The 19127-nt window shown below is 44.0% G+C and carries 16 protein-coding genes and 3 tRNA genes; 8 read left to right on the forward strand and 11 right to left on the reverse strand.

Annotation, left to right across the window (positions count from 1 at the left end; genetic code table 11):
• Position 1: 1 nt before the first annotated feature.
• From CI959_RS17520 to CI959_RS17535, 4 genes are read left to right on the forward strand one after another with little or no spacing between them, the layout of a single operon-like run.
• Positions 2-1381, forward strand: coding sequence for a [Fe-Fe] hydrogenase large subunit C-terminal domain-containing protein (locus CI959_RS17520; protein ID WP_009017459.1), 1380 nt, complete (start codon positions 2-4; stop codon positions 1379-1381).
• Positions 1368-1712: a DRTGG domain-containing protein gene (locus CI959_RS17525; RefSeq protein ID WP_022192654.1), complete on the forward strand. Its 345-nt coding sequence runs from the start codon at positions 1368-1370 to the stop codon at positions 1710-1712. The genes CI959_RS17520 and CI959_RS17525 overlap by 14 nt, the downstream gene beginning before the upstream one ends.
• On the forward strand, positions 1709-2455 hold the full coding sequence (locus CI959_RS17530) for a PHP domain-containing protein (protein WP_057317055.1): 747 nt from the start codon (positions 1709-1711) through the stop codon (positions 2453-2455). Before CI959_RS17525 ends, CI959_RS17530 begins: the two co-directional genes overlap by 4 nt.
• Complete coding sequence (locus CI959_RS17535; protein ID WP_005862300.1) at positions 2448-2981, forward strand: ATP-binding protein; 534 nt, start codon at positions 2448-2450, stop codon at positions 2979-2981. The genes CI959_RS17530 and CI959_RS17535 overlap by 8 nt, the downstream gene beginning before the upstream one ends.
• Positions 2982-3278: 297 nt before the next feature.
• Here the strand turns inward: CI959_RS17535 and CI959_RS17540 are convergent, their stop codons facing one another.
• Together CI959_RS17540 and gyrA are read right to left on the reverse strand one after the other, a co-directional pair.
• A complete protein-coding gene (locus CI959_RS17540) occupies positions 3279-4496 on the reverse strand; it encodes a lipopolysaccharide assembly protein LapB (RefSeq protein ID WP_005856958.1) in 1218 nt (405 codons plus the stop codon).
• 42 nt (positions 4497-4538) lie between these two features.
• Complete coding sequence (gyrA, locus tag CI959_RS17545) at positions 4539-7151, reverse strand: DNA gyrase subunit A (RefSeq protein WP_005856960.1); 2613 nt, start codon at positions 7149-7151, stop codon at positions 4539-4541.
• Positions 7152-7355: 204 nt separating this feature from the next.
• Here gyrA and CI959_RS17550 point away from each other — a divergent pair, with 204 nt between their 5' ends.
• The gene (locus CI959_RS17550; protein WP_005862303.1) at positions 7356-9914 is read left to right on the forward strand and encodes an ATP-dependent Clp protease ATP-binding subunit; all 2559 of its coding nucleotides are present in this window, start codon (positions 7356-7358) and stop codon (positions 9912-9914) included.
• A gap of 139 nt (positions 9915-10053) precedes the next feature.
• Here CI959_RS17550 and CI959_RS17555 read toward each other — a convergent pair.
• The 7 genes from CI959_RS17555 to CI959_RS17585 all read right to left on the reverse strand — a co-directional run bounded on the left by CI959_RS17555 (position 10054) and on the right by CI959_RS17585 (position 15156).
• Positions 10054-10137 (reverse strand) — tRNA-Leu (locus CI959_RS17555).
• 13 nt (positions 10138-10150) lie between these two features.
• Positions 10151-10234 (reverse strand) — tRNA-Leu (locus CI959_RS17560).
• A 16-nt stretch (positions 10235-10250) separates the two neighbouring features.
• Positions 10251-10323: transfer RNA gene (locus CI959_RS17565), tRNA-Gly, on the reverse strand.
• Between the two features lie 79 nt (positions 10324-10402).
• On the reverse strand, positions 10403-11230 hold the full coding sequence (locus tag CI959_RS17570; protein ID WP_005862304.1) for a purine nucleoside phosphorylase I, inosine and guanosine-specific: 828 nt from the start codon (positions 11228-11230) through the stop codon (positions 10403-10405).
• Between the two features lie 11 nt (positions 11231-11241).
• Positions 11242-12498 (reverse strand): amidohydrolase, encoded by a 1257-nt coding sequence (locus tag CI959_RS17575; RefSeq protein WP_008772160.1) that lies wholly within the window; start codon positions 12496-12498, stop codon positions 11242-11244.
• Between the two features lie 11 nt (positions 12499-12509).
• Entirely contained in the window at positions 12510-13865 is a 1356-nt protein-coding gene (locus CI959_RS17580; RefSeq protein ID WP_009017450.1) for a dipeptidase, read from the reverse strand.
• Positions 13866-14010: 145 nt separating this feature from the next.
• On the reverse strand, positions 14011-15156 hold the full coding sequence (locus tag CI959_RS17585; RefSeq protein WP_008772162.1) for an acyltransferase: 1146 nt from the start codon (positions 15154-15156) through the stop codon (positions 14011-14013).
• 96 nt (positions 15157-15252) lie between these two features.
• Between CI959_RS17585 and CI959_RS17590 the strand changes: the two genes are divergently transcribed.
• Positions 15253-15984: an SDR family oxidoreductase gene (locus CI959_RS17590; protein ID WP_057317054.1), complete on the forward strand. Its 732-nt coding sequence runs from the start codon at positions 15253-15255 to the stop codon at positions 15982-15984.
• Positions 15985-16018: 34 nt separating this feature from the next.
• Here CI959_RS17590 and CI959_RS17595 read toward each other — a convergent pair whose 3' ends face one another.
• Positions 16019-16351 (reverse strand): DUF3795 domain-containing protein, encoded by a 333-nt coding sequence (locus CI959_RS17595; protein ID WP_008779878.1) that lies wholly within the window; start codon positions 16349-16351, stop codon positions 16019-16021.
• Positions 16352-16465: 114 nt separating this feature from the next.
• Here CI959_RS17595 and CI959_RS17600 point away from each other — a divergent pair, with 114 nt between their 5' ends.
• A complete protein-coding gene (locus CI959_RS17600) occupies positions 16466-18124 on the forward strand; it encodes an amino acid permease (protein ID WP_008779877.1) in 1659 nt (552 codons plus the stop codon).
• A gap of 147 nt (positions 18125-18271) precedes the next feature.
• Here the strand turns inward: CI959_RS17600 and CI959_RS17605 are convergent, their stop codons facing one another.
• The gene (locus tag CI959_RS17605) at positions 18272-18652 is read right to left on the reverse strand and encodes a GtrA family protein (protein WP_005856979.1); all 381 of its coding nucleotides are present in this window, start codon (positions 18650-18652) and stop codon (positions 18272-18274) included.
• Positions 18653-18753: 101 nt separating this feature from the next.
• On the opposite strand from CI959_RS17605, the gene CI959_RS17610 reads away from it, so the two are divergent.
• The gene (locus CI959_RS17610) at positions 18754-19029 is read left to right on the forward strand and encodes a putative quinol monooxygenase (protein WP_057317053.1); all 276 of its coding nucleotides are present in this window, start codon (positions 18754-18756) and stop codon (positions 19027-19029) included.
• Positions 19030-19127 lie beyond the last annotated feature (98 nt).

Below are 19127 nucleotides of genomic sequence, written 5' to 3' on the forward strand. Positions count from 1 at the left end.
CATGGAGGAAGCTAATTTTTATCATGCCTTGAAGATTGACAATGACCGCTGTATAGGCTGTACGCATTGCATGAAAGAGTGCCCTACGGGAGCGATCCGTATCCGGGATGGTAAGGCTTTGATCCATAAGGATTGGTGCGTGGATTGCGGCGAGTGCTTGAAATCGTGCCCGACAGAGGCTATCTATGTGGAGCAGGATGACTTCCAGCGTATATTTGATTATAAATGCAGGGTAGCGTTGATGCCCACGGTATTTATCGGGCAGTTCTCAAAGTATACGACCGAGAAGGAAATTATCAGCGCCGTTATGGAACTGGGCTTTACCCATGTTTTCCAAGTAGAGTTTACCGCCGATATGATCCATAAGGAAATGGTACGGCAGATGGAAAACGCCGAGGAAAAACCGGTGATCAGTTCTTTTTGCCCCGCCATTGTCCGGTTGATACAAGTCCGTTTCCCTGCGCTGGTGGAGAATATTTTATTGGTGAAAGCGCCGGTAAACGCCTCGGCCACTTACTATCATAAGATATTGGAAGGGCAAGGTATTCCCTCGGAAGAGATCGGTATCTTTTATGTTACGCCTTGCGCGGCGAAAATCGCGGCGTTGAAGGGAGCGGAAGGTTATTCATCTACGATCAAAGGCGTGATAAATATGGATACCCTATATAATAAGGTATACCATATTCTTAAGAATCGCCCGAGAGGATATGAGCCGGAATGTGAGCTTCCTCCGCCATTAACGAAAAAAGAGATGCGATGGAGCCAGACAGGAGGGGAGGCCAAACATTTCTCCGGTCGTTGCCTCGCGATCGATGAGATCCATAATGTGATCGATTTCTTGGAACGAATGGAAACGACCAGCGAGGTACGTAACGTAGACTTTCTGGAACTGAGGGCTTGCGACCGTAGCTGTGCCGGAGGTGTATTAGCCGTAGCGAACCGTTTCCTCACGGCCGAGCGTATCATGAAGCGATCCATGAACCGGGATAAAGTACCGATGATATACGCCGCCGATAATTTCGAGGCTTTATCCTATTTGAGGCAGCATATTACGATCCGTCCGGTGCAACCGAATCCCAAACGGTTGTACGATGGAACGATCGATGAGATGCTGAAGAAAATGGAGCAAGTGCGGAAATTGATGTGCTACCTACCGGGAATCGATTGTGGCGCTTGCGGCAGCCCGAACTGTCAAAGCTTGGCCGAGGATATCGTACGCCACGAGGCTCAATTCAGTGATTGCGTATTTATGCAACGTAATATGGAGAAGCACGGTAAACTAGACCAAGAGCATGCCTTCCGTATCGTTGAGAAGACATGGGGGAAAGATCGTTTAAATAAGGATTGTTATAAGAAAGGAGCTAAATATGAAGGTTTGTGATTTAGTGAAGATGTTGAATCTTACTGTATTTTGTGGAGAAGAGGGCCTTGATACAGAGATAACCGGAGGCTATACGAGCGATTTACTAAGTGATGTCATGGGACATATCGAAGAGGGTATGCTATGGATTACCATGCAAACGCATCAGAATATACTGGCCGTGGCTACTTTAAAAGACGTCTCCGCGGTATTGATCGTGAACGGAACCTCTCCGGATGATGAGACCTTACAAAAAGGTAGGGAAGAGGCTGTCCCTCTTTTAGGAACTACACGCTCCGCGTTCGAGGCTTCCGGTATGATTTACCGCTTATTACAGAATGAGAATGGATGAAACAGTATTTAGCTGATTTACATATCCATACTTGCCTGTCGCCATGTGGCAGTCTGGAAATGAGCCCGTCGGAGATCGTGCGTCGTTCCTTAGCGAAAGGTTTGGATGCTATTGCCATTACGGATCATAATACGACCTTACAATGCCCGGAGATTCAATCCCTTGGCGAGAGATTCGGACTAAGGGTCTTTGCGGGCGTAGAAGTTACGACCCGTGAGGAAGCGCATTGTCTGGTTTATTTCCCGACCGATGAATCCCGTAAGCGATTCCAACGATATTTAGAAGAGCATCTCCCTCCAATTCCAAATGATCCGGAACGTTTTGGCGATCAAGTTTGGGTGAATGCGGAGAATGAGATTCTAGGAGAAGTACCCTATCTTTTGCTCTCCGCCTTGGATCAAAGCGTAAACCAAATAGCCGCTCAAGCACGTAAGGTGGATGCTCTATTTGTAGCCGCCCATGTAGAACGTCCGTCATTCAGCTTGATCAGTCAATTAGGTTTTATAGACCCCTGCTTATCTTTAGATGCTATTGAATATAATAATCAGCAAAGATACAGTAAGTTATTGTCTATTCACGGGTATTCGAAAGAGCAGACTCAATACTCAGCCTCGGATGCTCATTGCCCCGAACAAATAGGTACTCAGCCCTCCATTTGGCAAACGGAGGAATTAACCTTCGATGGCTTACGAAAGGCTTTTGATCAAAAAGACAATCACTTAATTTTCGCCTCTCATGGATAATCTCTCGTTTCATATCACGGATATAACCGCTAATAGTATCAGAGCAAAAGCTTCTGACATAGAGATAGATATACAGATAAAGGACACATCCATATGTATTCGTATCGCGGATAATGGCTGTGGTATGGATCCGGAAACAGTCTCTCTGATCCGTAATCCGTTTTATACGACTCGCACGACACGAAAAGTGGGTCTAGGCTTACCTTTCTTGATACAAAACGCGGAGCAAACAGGCGGGAATGTGGAAATATCTTCCATACAGGGAAAAGGTACGGTAGTTGTTGCTTGTTTTGTCTCATCTCATATTGATTGTCCGCCTTGGGGAGATTTGGCGGGTACAATGGCTATGCTTATAGGCAGTAATCCAGACATAAACATTCATTTCTCATATCATTCAGATCTGGTTTCATTTGATATCAGTACGCGAGAGCTTAAAGAAATCCTAGAGGACATGCCATTAAGTCATCCGAAAGTCATGCTTTATTTGAAGGAGTTAATAGCGAATCAAATAGTTGCGTCAAGCTGAATTAATCTTTTCATATAGGTGATCTGATCTTTTCACAGCTGTGATACGATCTTTTCACATCCATGAAACAAACGTTTCACAGCCGTGAAAAGATCTGTGTCTTTACTCAAAGCAGCTACAAGCTTTGCTTGAATGCACTAATTTATCCTTATCTTGCTATTAATTTTATAATCTCTATTATGTTTAATAGTATTATGAACGATCAAAAAATGACTACTCCGATACATGATACACAAATAAAAAACCGCCTAGTAACCTTATATTACTAGACGGTTCCATTTATTCTGAAAGAAGAAATTACTTATTCATCTCTGCTTCAATAGCATCGAATTTATCACCCATATTCAAGTTGTAGTAAATACCTCTTAAAGCAGTCATATATTCTCTTTCTTCTGGTTTCATTTGGTGAGCTTTCTCAAAGTAAGGAAGAGCTTGCTTAAAAAATTCCTTAGCTTTGCCTAATTCCTCTTGATATTGTTTTGCGTCGTTGATCATATTAGCCTCACCTTGCTTGTTTACACCTTGGTTGTAATATACACGACCTAAGTTAGAGAGAGATTCGATATAGTCCGGATTGATCGCCAATGCTTTCTTGAAATACTCTTCAGCTTTAGCGTAATCTTTCAAACCAGTCTCATAAACACGGCCCATTACATCGTAAAGCTGTGGATTGTTGGAATCCTTAGCGATAGCTGTGTTCAAATATTCAATAGCTTTCTCATTTCTATTAGAATAGATGTAATTGTTTATAAGGCTCATTAAGAAATACTGTTCCTCGGGGAATTTATTCAAACCTTCTTCCAAAGTCTTCTCTAAATTCACGGTATCCTTAGCTTGCTCATACTCATAGCATAAGTATTGATATACCTCGCTTGCTCTATAATCCGTATTTTTAGCACGCTCTAACGCTGCGATAGCTTTTTGAGAATCGCCAAGTTGGGTCGCTGCTACAGCGGCATAGAACTGAACTGTCATGAAGTTTGAATCTCTTTCAGCGACAGCCTCACCTTTAAACATCGGCATATCAGATATTTTCAGGTATTGCTCGAAGAAATCGTAAGCTTTGTTATAATCTTTCTGATCGAAATAGTAAGCACCACCATTGATGTAATATACGTGGTTTGCTCCTAGGATACCTTTGATATCTTTCGTGAACTTAGGTTTAACTTTTCCTTTTTCATTAGGAAGTTGATCTAACTCATATGCTTTCTCAAAGTATGGCAAAATACTACCCAATGCCTCGTACATAACAGGCTCGTCCGGTTGTTGGCCCAAGACTTGTTTAGTTCTTTCGTTGCTGAACTGTTGATCCTCGATAAAACCGGCAACATACCAAGTTTTAGCGTCATCCTTTGTTTCTGGATTTTCCAAAGCTCCTTTAATAAGAGTTCTAGCTTCCGAGAAATCAGGAGTCGAACCCTTAGCTATACTTTGAGCCTCATTTACAGCTTTTTTCTGTGCAAAAGAGACCGATGCTGCGACACATAGTGCCACTGTTAATAATACTCGTTTCATTGTGATAGTAATTTTGAGATTAATATTTCTATTTGTTTAAAATTATTCAGTTATTTCTTCGTTATCATTTTGTTCGTTATCCTCCTCTGATTCCGGTAGATCAACATCAGTACCTAGACTAGCTTGATTCTCACTGAACTCTCTTCCCTCATTCTCTTGTCTGGCTTCTTGTTCCGCTTTTTGCTCGGCTATCTCCTCTTCACTCTCAGACAATACTTTACATACAGAAGCGATTTCGTCGTTGCGCTTTTCTAGATTAATCAAACGAACACCTTGAGTAGCACGTCCTATTACGTTTAAATCGGCCACTTTCATACGGATAGCGATACCCGACTTATTGATAATCATTAAATCGTTCTCGTCCGTAACATTCTTGATGGCAACTAATTTACCGGTCTTCTCCGTGATATTAATGGTTTTTACGCCTTTACCGCCACGATTCGTTATACGATAATCCTCGATAGAGGAACGTTTTCCATATCCCTGCTCTGATACGACGAGTACGGTCTCTTTTTCCTTGTCCTTGATACAGATCATACCAACGACTTCATCGGTATTATCCTCGTCCAAAGTCATACCTTTCACTCCGGAAGCCGTACGGCCCATTACACGTACCGCGCTTTCATGGAAACGGATCGCCCGGCCGTTACGGTTCGCTATGATCACCTCGTTGTTACCATTCGTCATACATACTTGGATCAAGCCATCGTCTTCACGCAATGTAATAGCGTTCACACCGTTTTGACGAGGACGGGAATAGGCCTCCAACAAGGTCTTTTTGATCACACCTTTTTTCGTACAGAATAATAGGTAATGAGAATTAATGAATTCCGTATCGGTGGTTAATTTCTTAACACGTATAAAGGCTTGTACCTTATCATCCGGCTCGATATTCAGAAGATTCTGGATCGCACGCCCTTTAGCGTTCTTAGCTCCTTCCGGAATCTCGAATACCTTCAACCAATAACATTTACCTTTTGCCGTGAAGAATAATAAGGTCGCATGCATGGATGCCGGATAGATATACTCAACGAAATCCTCGTCTCTAGTCTCGGAACCCTTCGCTCCTACACCACCACGGCCTTGCGCACGGAACTCACTTAACGGGGTACGTTTGATATATCCCATATGAGATACGGTAATGATCATCTCATCATCCGCATAGAAATCCTCCGGATTTAATTCCTCAGAGGCGTAAACGATATCCGTCTTACGTTCGTCGCCAAATTTATCCTTGATTTCCAATAATTCATCTTTGATAACCTTCATACAAAGGTCCTCATTCTCCAGAATCTCATTCAAATAAGCGATCAACTTCTCGATCTCCTCATATTCCGCACGCAATTTATCTTGTTCCAGACCTGTCAACTGACGAAGTCTCATCTCGACAATCGCACGTGCTTGAAGCTCAGATAAAGAGAAACGTTCGATCAAACGCTCGATAGCCTCTTGCGGGCTCTTGGAAGACTTGATAATCGCGATTACCTCGTCTATATTATCGGAAGCGATGATCAAGCCTTCCAATATATGGGCTCTCTCTTCCGCTTTCCTCAATTCATATTTTGTACGCCGGATAACGACCTCATGACGGTGCTCAACAAACGCCTTGATTAAGTCTTTTAAGTTAAGCAACCTCGGACGGCCGTTCACCAAAGCGATATTATTAACGCTGAATGAGGATTGCAGAGCCGTAAGCTTATACAATTTATTCAGCACGACACTCGAGTTCGCGTCACGTTTCACGTCAACTACGATACGCATACCGCTACGGTCGGACTCGTCATTGACATTGGAAATGCCATCGATACGCTTCTCGTTTACCAGGTCAGCGATATACTTGATCAACTCAGCCTTATTTACCAAATAAGGAATCTCGGTAATAATAATCTTCTCATGATTATTCTCCACCTCAATCTCGGCTTTACCGCGAAGGATGATACGTCCCCTACCCGTCTCGAAAGCGTCTTTCACGCCTGCGTAGCCATAAATTGTAGCGCCTGTAGGGAAGTCCGGAGCCTTGATATATTGCATTAAGCCCTCTACCTCGATATCTCCCTTGGCATCGATATAAGCGATACAACCATCTAATACCTCGCTCAAGTTATGAGTTGGCATATTCGTAGCCATACCAACGGCGATACCCGATCCACCATTTACAAGTAAGTTAGGAACACGAGTCGGTAATACGGTCGGCTCCTTCAACGTATCATCGAAGTTAAGCTGGAAATCTACCGTGTCCTTATCGATATCCCGGAGCATTTCTTCGGCGAGTTTACTCAGTCGTGCCTCTGTATAACGCATAGCGGCAGGACTATCACCGTCCACTGAACCGAAGTTACCTTGTCCGTCTACTAACGGATAACGCATAGACCATGTCTGGGCCATACGAACCATGGCGAAATATACAGACGAGTCGCCATGTGGATGATATTTACCTAAAACTTCACCAACTATTCTCGCAGATTTTTTATAAGGTTTGTCGGATGTGTTACCCAGTTCATTCATTCCAAATAAAATACGGCGGTGAACCGGCTTAAAGCCATCCCTAACATCAGGAAGAGCACGTGAAACAATGACAGACATTGAATAATCAATGTATGCCGATTTCATTTCCTCTTCGATGTTAATCTTAATAATTCTGTCTTGATCAACCATTTAGTTTTATATTAATTACACTCAATATCTCACCTCTGAAAAATTGCACTAAGGTAAGGTTTTTCCGTATACTACGAAAGAATTTGTCTTGAAATTTTGAGCCTCCGGGCTTTTCAAGGCTTATTAAGGAATAATGGCACGAAATTTGATGATAGTTGGAATAGATTATGTAACTTTGCGTAATCAGTACATATATAATATAGTATGAAAAATTATTCGAAAAGATTGATTGACGTGATTGAGTATAGCCGTGAAGAAGCGGCTAGGCTCCAGAATAGCTATATCGGGCCGGAACATTTGATGCTAGGCATCATCCGGGAAGGCGAAGGCGAGGCAATGCGTGTCTTGCGAGAGCTACATACCGATCCGATGGATATTAAACGCAAGATTGAGCAAGAAATAAAGAACACATTCGATTCTGAGGATTCTGTCCAGCATGAGATCGCTATAAGTAAGACTACAGAACGTGTCTTGCGTATGAGTATGCTGGAATCTCGTTTATTCAAGGAAGATGAGACCGATACGGAACATCTTCTATTGGCGATATTGAAAGAGGAGTTTAACGTAGCCGCCAAGGTGTTGAACGACGCGGGTATTACTTATCGTTCCGCATATAATATATTAGTAAGCGGAACCGGTTTGAATAATATGGAGGAATTCGACGAGATCAGCGACGGATATACGGATGATGACGAAGATGACGAGGACGAAGGTTTCTCCTCTCGTCGTGAGGCATCTCGCCCCTCTTCCGGTGCTGGAGCGGGAGCCGCTCAACCGAAATCCCCTAATGATACACCTGTTCTGGATAACTTCGGAACGGATATGACACGTGCCGCCGCAGAAAACCGTCTAGATCCGATTGTGGGACGTGAGAAGGAAATCGAGCGTTTGGCCCAGATATTAAGCCGTAGGAAGAAAAATAATCCGGTATTGATTGGTGAGCCGGGTGTGGGTAAGTCGGCTATCGTAGAGGGATTGGCTTTACGCATTATTCAGCGTAAGGTTTCCCGGGTGTTATTCGATAAGCGTGTGATTAGCTTGGATATGGCTTCTATTGTCGCCGGTACGAAATACCGCGGACAATTCGAGGAACGTATTAAGGCTATCTTGAATGAGTTATCGAAGAACCCGAATATCATCCTCTTTATCGATGAGATTCATACGATTGTTGGCGCTGGTTCCGCTTCCGGATCTATGGATGCGGCGAATATGCTGAAACCTGCGTTGGCTCGTGGTGAGATTCAATGCATTGGCGCTACTACTTTGGATGAATATCGTAAGAATATCGAGAAAGACGGTGCGTTGGAACGTCGTTTCCAGAAAGTGATCGTTGATCCGACTACGGCGGAAGAAACTTTGCAGATCTTGCGTAATATCAAACCTCGTTATGAGGAGCACCATAATGTGATCTATACTGAAGATGCTTTACAAGCGTGTGTAAAATTGACAGAAAGATATATCAGTGACCGTAATTTCCCGGATAAGGCGATCGATGCTTTAGACGAGGCCGGTTCCCGTGTACATATATCTAATATCATTGTTCCGAAAAGTATCGAAGAGCTTGAGGCAAAGATCGAGGATACGAAGAATGAGAAATTAGCGGCCGTGAAATCTCAGAACTTTGAGTTAGCCGCAAGTTTCCGCGATAAGGAGCGTCAGTATTTATTGCAACTGGAGGCCGCGAAAGCTAAATGGGAACAAGAGCTTCAAGAACATCGGGAGACCGTTGATGAAGAGAAGGTCGCTGAAGTTGTTGCCATGATGTCTGGTGTGCCTGTTCAACGTATCGCTAAGGCAGAGAATGTCAAGCTTCTGGAAATGGCGGACGTATTGAAAAGTAAGGTGGTCGGGCAGGATGATGCTGTTCAAAAGATTGTAAAGGCAATTCAACGTAACCGTGTTGGCTTGAAAGATCCGAATAAGCCGATCGGAACTTTTATGTTCCTAGGACCGACGGGTGTAGGTAAAACTCACTTGGCCAAGAAGCTTGCTGAATATCTATTTGATTCGGCGGATTCTTTGGTACGTATCGATATGAGTGAATACTTGGAGAAATTCGCTGTTTCCCGTTTGATCGGAGCGCCTCCCGGATACGTTGGTTACGAGGAAGGTGGCCAGTTAACAGAGAAAGTACGTCGCAAGCCCTATTCAGTGGTCTTATTGGACGAGATCGAGAAGGCGCATCCGGATGTATTTAACTTGCTGCTGCAAGTCTTGGATGAAGGCCGTTTGACGGATAGTCTGGGTAGACGTATTGATTTCAAGAATACGATCTTGATCATGACTTCCAATATTGGTACCCGGCAATTGAAAGATTTCGGCCGTGGCGTTGGTTTCAATACCCAGATGGCTGGTGAGCCGGATAAGGATTTCTCCCGTAGCGTGATCCAGAAAGCGTTGAATAAAGCATTTGCTCCAGAGTTCTTGAACCGTGTGGATGATATCATTATGTTCGATCAGCTTGATAAAGCCGCTATTCATAAGATTATCGATATTGAGTTACAGGGTCTGTATCAGCGTGTATCAAATCTGGGCTATGAGTTGTCGATCACAGACGAGGCAAAAGATTTCATTGCGACAAAAGGCTACGATATCCAATTCGGTGCCCGTCCGTTGAAGCGTGCGATCCAGAAGTATCTGGAAGATGAGATGGCGGAGATGATTATCCGTGCCTCAGTAGGTGAAGGCGATACGATTATCGTAGACTTTGATAAGGAAGAGCAGAAAATCACGACTTCGATAAAAAAGAAAGATGCTGAATAAGTTTGTCTATGAATATAGAAGCCGGGCGTGAGTCCGGCTTTTTTTATGTTCGTCCATCTTATTCGTCTGTCATTTTGACACACAAAAAAAGCATGACCTAATTGAATAGATCATGCTCTTATTTCTTTTTTTACTTAAGTACGCAGGATGAGACTTGAACTCACACGCCGTAACCGGCACTACCCCCTCAAAGTAGCGTGTCTACCAATTCCACCACCTGCGCATTTTAGGAAGGGTGCCCAGAACAGGACTCGAACCTGCACGATCGCAAAACCACTCGCACCTGAAACGAGCGCGTCTACCAATTCCGCCACCTGGGCAATCAATACGAGAAAGAGCGGAAGACGGGACTCGAACCCGCGACCCTAACCTTGGCAAGGTTATGCTCTACCAACTGAGCTACTTCCGCATATACAACCGCTTTGTTCTCGATTGCGAGTGCAAAGGTAGTGATTTCATTGAAACCACCAAGCCTTTGCGTTACTTTTTTATTGGATTTTTTTGACCAATTCCGTAAATAGTTGTGTCATAACAGATGCTGCTTTATTAGCCGCTACGATAACATCGGCACCATCATTTACAAAGTCGTCAGCGAAGTGATAACCTTCGTTCGTGATGACAGACATACCGAATACACGCAAGCCCGCATGACGTGCCACGATTACTTCCGGTACCGTACTCATGCCGATCGCATCTCCCCCGACTTTTCCATAGAAAGCGTACTCGGAAGGAGTCTCGAAGGAAGGGCCTGTCAAACCTACATATACACCTTTCTTTAACGGGATAGATCGGGAGGCGGCTATTTCTTCCACATAGCGGATAAATTCACGATCATAAGCACGGGTCATATCCGGGAAACGAGTGCCGAAATCCTCATTGTTCGGACCGATCAGCGGGTTCGGCATCATATTGATATGATCCCGGATGATCATCAGATCACCTACCTTGAACGTATTATTGATACCTCCGGCGGCGTTCGAGACCAAAAGGTTCTTGATTCCTAAGAGCTTCATTACACGTACGGGAAAAGTGACCTGTTGCATTGTGTAGCCCTCATAGTAATGAAAACGGCCTTGCATAGCCAAGACTTGCTTATCCCCTAGTTTGCCACAAATAAAATTCCCCTTATGCCCGGTAGCGGTAGATTTCATAAAATGTGGGATCTCCGCATAAGGTATCACTATAGGATCTGTTATTTGATCGGCTAAAGAGCCTAAGCCACTACCAAGGATAATGGCGGTCTCCGGGTTACCTTCGATCCGGCTAGCTAAATAGGCGGCCGCTTCCCGATATTGTTCGGTTTTAATCATTTCCATATTTAATCAATTTAACGTTTCATCAAGTTATAAGCTATCTCTGTCGCTTTCTCCATAATCTCGTCCTCTCCCGGTACCTTCTTATTCTCCATCAATATTTTACCATCACAGATAACGGTATCCACGCAACTGCCGTTGGCGGCGTATACAAGATTTGAGACGAAATTGAAGTTCGGGGTAAAAGCGGGGGTGTTGAGATCTATCAAACATAGATCGGCTAAATACCCTTCCTTGATCTGCCCGGCTTTTAAACCGAACATAGCGGCTCCTTCCGCAGTAGCGGCTTGCAGCATCTCATTTGCGGTCAAGGCTTCGGGATCCTTTCGCCAAGCTTTTCCTAACAGGGAAGCCAGCTTCATCGCCTCGATCATATCCAAGTTATTGGAAGAGGAACAACCGTCCGTTCCCAATCCCACGGTAATACCCAATTGGCGCATTTCCTTAAACTTAAAATGAATACCGGAAGCCAGTTTCATGTTTGAGGCCGGGTTATGTACGACTTTCACCTCGTGATCGGCCAACATGCGAAGCTCGTCATCATCGATGTAAATTCCGTGAGCGATAATCAAACGTGGAGAAAGCACACCTAACTTATATAAATAACGTACAGGAGTGAGTCCGAATCTATCGAGAGAGTCTTTCACTTCCCCCTCTGTCTCTGCTAGATGCAGATGGATCGGGATTTGATGTTCCATAGCGAACCGATGCGCCCATTTCAGAAGCTCACCGGAAACGGTATAGATGGCGTGCGGCCCGATCGAGAAGCGAACCCGTTTGCTGTAGTTATCCACATCTTGGATCAGTCGCTCGTTATGGCGTTTGCATTTCTCCGCCTCTTCTTTATCAAAACCATCGAAGCAAACGCCGGCTATGATACCTCGCAATCCCATCTCCTCCGTCACATCGGCCGTGACACGAGGGCGTTGATACATGTCGAAGAAAGTGGTCGTGCCACTTTTTATCATTTCCAAGCACGCTAATTTCGCTCCCCAATATACATCCTCACGGGTCATTTTCGCCTCATTCGGCCAGATCTTTTGCTCAAGCCATGGCATAAGCGGCATATCATCGCCGAAGCCGCGGAACAAAGTCATGGCAGCATGTGTATGAGCGTTCACGAAACCGGGAATGACGGCTTTACGGCTACCATCCAGTATCTTATCGGCAGGAAAAGACAAGCCCTCTCCTATTTGCTTGATCTCTTTTCCTTCGATATAGATATCAATCGTCCTATCGTTAAACAGGACATTCTTTATTAATATACTCATCTTCTTCCTTCTTATTTATATAAACGGTAGAATTCCGCTACCGACTCGATTCCCTTGAAGAAGATATCCAACTCCTGACTCTCGTTGGGCGAATGGATCGCGTTTTGCTCCAAGCCGAATCCCATCAGTACGGTCTTGATACCTAATACCTGCTCGAATGTAGAGATAATAGGAATGCTACCTCCGCGACGAACCGCCAACGGTTTCTTCCCGAATGCGATGCCAACAGCCTTTTCTGCCGCTTGATAAGCTGGCAAGTCTATCGGACAAACATATCCTTGCCCGCCATGGCTGGGCGTAACTTTCACTTTAACATAAGGTGGGGTCACACGAGCTATATACTCCTCAAACATTTGGGAGATCTTGGCATGATCTTGGTGTGGAACCAAACGAGTGGAAACCTTGGCATAAGCCTTTGAAGGCAATACCGTTTTGCTTCCTTCCCCCGTATATCCGCCCCAAATACCACAGATATCGAAAGAAGGCCGACAACTATTACGTTCTAGCGTAGAATAGCCTTTCTCTCCGAAAAGAGCGTCTACCCCGATCGCTTTCTTATATTTTTCCTCGTCGAATGGGATTTGGGCGATCATCTCCCGTTCTGCGGGAGATACATCCTCCACGTCGTCATAAAAACCCGGGATCGTGATGCGTCCATCCACGTCGGTGATATCTGCCATCAATTTGCAAAGTACATTGATCGGATTCGCTACGGCTCCGCCAAAATGACCGGAATGCAAATCGCGGTTCGGTCCGGTTACTTCTATTTCCCAGTAAGCCAAACCACGTAAGCCTGTCGTGAGCGACGGTGTTTCAGCGCTGACCATGCTTGTATCGGAAACGAGGATTACATCCGCTTTCAATAATTCTTTATGTTCCCGGCAAAAATCTTCCAAGCTAGGAGAACCTATCTCCTCCTCTCCTTCGAAAATAAACTTCACGTTACACTGTAACAAGCCTTCTTTAATCGCTGTCTCAAAACCTTTTACTTGAATCATACCCTGTCCCTTATCATCGTCTGCTCCACGGGCCCAAATGCGTCCGTCCCGGATCACCGGCTCGAAAGGTTCACTCTTCCACAATTCCAAAGGTTCGGCGGGCATCACGTCGTAATGAGCGTAAACCAATACGGTCGGAGCATTGGGAGATACCATTTTCTCGGCGTATACGACAGGATTGCCTTTCGTAGGCATTACCTCGGCCTTATCCGCACCAGAAGACAACAGCACCTCAGTCCAACGCTGGGCACATGTCAACATGTCCGGCTTATTCTCATGCTTGGCGCTGATTGACGGAATGCGGATTAAAGAGAACAATTCCTCAAGAAAACGATCCTTATTGGATTCGATATAAGATTTTACTGACATAGCGTTTTATTTTATCAAGTTTATAAATTGTAGCAAATATAACGAAACAGATGGGGATTGCAAGGAGTTTTATGGTATTTTAGCCGTGTTACTACAATAGGCGTGCAGTAACACGGCAAGGCGGGTTGCAGTATACGAAAGAGTTTCATCCCATGATCCATTTAGCTCGTTCACCTAATATACGGTACATGAACCAAGTAAACGCCCATGAGATTATGAAAATCAAAAGTGCCATTATGGGTACTTGCAAAGGTATCGGTAAATCAAACTTCCCGATCAAGATAAAGATCGGACCTACGACAAAATAATGTACGATATAGATTCCGAAACCATATTTGGATATTTTCGATAGTTTTTTAGCTATGAGAGTATTATGAATACGTACCTTTTGAAGAAGAATAAATACAGCTGCCGTCATTAAGACTACATTCGGACTACAGAAGGTGAAAAATAACTCCATATCCAATTCTGTTGCCTCGGGATTCGCTGCGGCCGAACTGAATCCACAATAGGTTATGGCATAACCAACCACAAACATGGCTGCGCAAATAGCGAAGGTTTTCCAAATATTCCAATTATTACCTTGTTTTAAGTAATGTCCTAATAGGAGATATCCGTTGAATCCTGCGAAATAATAAAACATGCCGAATTGATTCCACGTCGCTTCCCCGTATAAATATTTGCTGATATAGGCAGACATATAAGGCAAGAAAAGAGATACGAACCATATCCCTAAATAGACCCTCTCTTTGGAACGATCCGCCTTCTCGATCCATGCGGAGAAGAATGGCATATACAGATACAATCCGATGAGTAAATAAATGTACCACATATGGTTTTCCTTAAAACTGAAATTGAACGGGATCATGGCGATGTCTTTCAATGCGTCGGATAAGGATTGTGACTCATTTCCTTGCACATAGCAGAAAAACTCACCGATTATCTCTTTCGGCAAACCTAATAGCCCTGTAACCCAAGGGAATATATTGTATAATACAGACCATATCAAAAAAGGAAATAATACCCTATATATTCTCTTTTTATAGAAAACACCTAAAGATTGTTCCCGTATAGGCAATAGTAAAAGTCCCGTCATCATAACGAAAAGAGGAACGGAGGGCCGTAAAAGAGAGCCGTAAACAGCGGCCCAATGTTTATATTCCGGTAAACTTCCGAGTGTAGGTGAGATATAAAAAGGATCTATACAATGTACTCCGATAACCATCAGCATAGCTACGGTTCGTATTACATCGAGCCACACGATATGTGACTGTGTTGTTGCGTTGTTCATGGATTTATGTGTTAAATTTAAAAGATGGGTGACAAAGATAGAGCTTAGTGTGAGAATTTTGTTTATCTTTATTGTTAATTTATTGTATCAAGTATTATGGTCAAACGAATTATCATTATCGGCGCTACCTCCGGTATCGGCTATGAGGTTGCTAAGATTTATTGGAAACGAGGATATCAACTGGGATTGGCTGGCCGTCGGGTGGATCGGTTGGAGGAGTTTCGTAAGCAAGATCCGGAGCATATCCGGATAAAGCAGTTGGACGTGACCGCCGAGGATGCCGCTGATCGTTTAGACGAATTAATCCGTGATTTGGGAGGAATGGACATCTTCCTGCTTAGTTCAGGGATCGGCAACCAGAATAAATACTTAGATACTTCCATTGAACAAGCTACGATACAGACGAATGTGACGGGTTTTACACGTATGGTACTAGCTGCTTATCGTTATTTTTCCAGTCAAGGTGGCGGGCATATATCTGTAATCAGCTCTATTGCCGGAACCAAAGGATTAGGTGTCGCTCCCTCCTACTCGGCTACCAAACGATACCAAAATATTTATATAGACGCTTTAGCCCAACTTTCCCGTATGGAGAAACAGCCTATTACATTTACGGATATCCGTCCGGGATTTGTCCGTACGGATTTATTGAAAGACGGCAGGAATTATCCTATGCTGATGTCTCCCCAATACGCCGCCTTGCGTATCGCTAACGCTATAGACCGGAAAAAGAGAAGGGCGATCATTGATTGGAGATACGCTATCCTTGTCTTTCTCTGGAGACTGATCCCTGAATGGCTTTGGGAACGGCTGCCAATACGGAATTAGGATCGGATATGTTAGAGGTTCATCTTTTTTGCTTCTACATTAGATTTTCTCTTGCGCCGGGAGCATGCTGAAGGACCGCGCCGACTATTTGGCAACTATCCAATTCATCACAATCGCCACATGTATTAAAGCCTTTTCCGGATACACATTTGCGTATTTCACAATAATCACTGCAATACGCAAATTTCACTCCGTCCGCACGACAACCCATACAGTTTATAGTTGCGGCTGTAATTTCGGGCGCATTGTTCATGGCGCTCCACTTTTGGGCGGTTTTTTCTCTTAGCTCATCATCATTCTTAACTGTGGCTATGCGGGCATCGCAACTTTCGCAATCTAATCCGCAACAGGCTATCAATTGTTTCATTATTTAGTTGTCTATTTATTTTCTTGTTTGTTTCTGTCCTTGCTTTTACTTTTCGGCAAACATAATAAAAATTCCTACCTTTGCGCCCAATTACTAATTTTTTAATCTATACAGATGGGTTTATTTATTAAGAAGCCTTTAGCGGATTTGATGACCGAGGCAAATGATTCGGGCAGTAAATCGCTGAAGCGTATCCTTGGCCCGTGGAGTTTGATCGCCTTAGGTGTCGGTGTTATTATCGGTGCCGGATTGTTCTCCATTACGGGTGCGGTGGCCGCCGGGTATACGGGGCCTGCCATTACTTTATCTTTCGCTATCGCCGCCTTGGGCTGTTGTTTCGCCGGGTTATGTTACGCCGAGTTCGCATCCATGATCCCGGTGGCAGGTAGCGCATATACCTACTCGTATGCCACGATGGGTGAGTTGGTCGCTTGGATTATCGGTTGGGATTTGGTGCTCGAGTACTGCGTGGCCGCTACGACCGTTAGCATAAGTTGGAGTCGGTATTTGGTCGTTTTTCTGGAAGGATTCGGAGTACATTTACCGCAAGCCTTGACAGCTTGCCCTTGGGATGGCGGTATCGTGAATATCCCGGCTTTCGTGATCGTGGTGTTAATGAGTATCTTGTTGATACGAGGAACGGAAGGCAGTTCTATCTTCAATGGGATCATCGTATTCTTGAAAGTCTCCGTAGTCTTGGTGTTCGTAGTCTTGGGATGGAAATATATCCGTATGGAGAATTATACGCCTTATATCCCCACTAATACAGGGACTCTAGGCGAGTTCGGATTTTCCGGTATCCTACGAGGGGCGGCTATCGTATTCTTTGCTTTCCTCGGTTTCGACGCTGTAAGTACGGCAGCGCAGGAAACCAAGAACCCGAAACGGGATATGCCGATCGGGATCTTGATGTCATTGGTGGTTTGTACTATATTATATATGCTGTTTGCCCACGTGATGACCGGAGTCGTACATTACTCCGCTTTTGCTGGCCAGAATGGAATCGCTCCTGTGGCAATAGCTATCGATCATATGGGACAAATGGATGCTTCTGGTGTGATTCGTCCGGATTACCCTTGGATGAATCGGGCGATCGTAATAGCTATTTTACTGGGGTATTGCTCAGTTATCATGGTAACGTTATTAGGACAGAGCCGTGTATTCTTGAGTATGAGCCGGGATGGGCTGCTCCCTCCCCTATTTTCCCATATCCATGAGAAATTCCGCACGCCGGCACGAAGTAATTTCCTGTTTATGTTATTGGTCGGTACATTGGCTGCTTTCGTTCCGGCGAGCGTAGCGGGCGAGATGTGTAGTATCGGGACTTTGTTCGCTTTTACGCTAGTTTGCGCCGGGGTATTGATTGTCCGTAAGACAATGCCGGACGCTCCCCGGTCTTTCAAGACCCCGTTGGTTCCGTTCGTGCCTATCGCCGGTATCATAACTTGTCTGGTGATGATGCTTTTTCTCCCGGCTGATACATGGATTCGTTTGGTATTATGGATGTTAATCGGTCTGGATATATATGTCTGCTATGGAATCAAACATAGCAAACTGGAACATATGCAGAAACATCGCTCGGGACAGACCACATTGGATATGATCGGTATTACCCTATCCGTGCTTTGCGTGATTACGGGGCTTTGGCACCAGCAAACCGTGGGATGGGGCGAGAGCAAAGTCTTATTGATTATCTCATTCGTATTCGCTTTTACGCATCTAGCTTTCTATCTTTACAGACTCGGGAAGCAGTTTACGAGCCTTACCCGTTAGCGATTCAGCACGATTATGTCTCGATGACTCACGCAACTAGTCCCGATGGTCAACGCCATTAGTGGTGAAGGCTTATGCGAGTAGTCGCATTGACCTTCACCACTAATGGCGTACTATACCACTTCCTTTGATACGATTTATCGGATTCTAGCTCTTAAAAGTAAGCCTCTTATTCATCATAAAATTAACGGCTCCGTAAACGAAAAGTCCAAGGAACTGACCCAAATATTCATTTAGATCGATCACCTCCACCATTAAAAGCAAGAATATGAATTGAGTAGCGTAAGCGCAACCAAAAGCGATTAGGAATAAAGGAATCTCCTTCCAGAAATTACCTTTCCCGGAAGAAAATACCCAGTATTTACTCCAAAAGAAGTTATTCACCAAGGCAGCCACATATCCAGCCATGTTCGACCACAAGTAATTACAATCCAGAATATCCATTAATATCCAGATTACCAATGCGGTGATCAAAGCGTTAGAAGAACCTACAATGGCGAAACGAAGAATACGAACAGATTCCTTCATGCTGTTAATTATACGTTTCGAATGACAAATATACGGGTTTATTTCTATATTTGTGCTGTACTTTTGATCAAGTATGTAACATTCTTAAAACAATTATGAGTATGATTAGACTAAATGTATTTATTCAAGTAAGTGAGGAGAATCGTTCGGCCGCATTGGAGATAGCGGAAGAATTGGTAGAAAAGTCTTTGAAGGACAATGGCTGTATCGCTTATGATATTTTCGAGAGCGCTACTCGTAGTGATGTATTGATGATTTGTGAGACGTGGAAAGACGCAGAATCCTTATCAGCTCACGAGAAAGCGGAGCATTTCGTAACGTTGGTTCCTAAATTGCAAGGACTAGGTACGATGAAGCTTGAGAAATTCTCATTTTAAGGGCTTTATGTAGGATCTTGCTATAAGCTTGAACATGCTAAAAAATCATAGTTATGAATCCTTCAACTTATAACTATGAATGAAAGAAAACATAACTA

The sequence above is a fragment of the Parabacteroides sp. AT13 genome, from assembly GCF_002272965.1.
Lineage (GTDB): Bacteria > Bacteroidota > Bacteroidia > Bacteroidales > Tannerellaceae > Parabacteroides > Parabacteroides distasonis.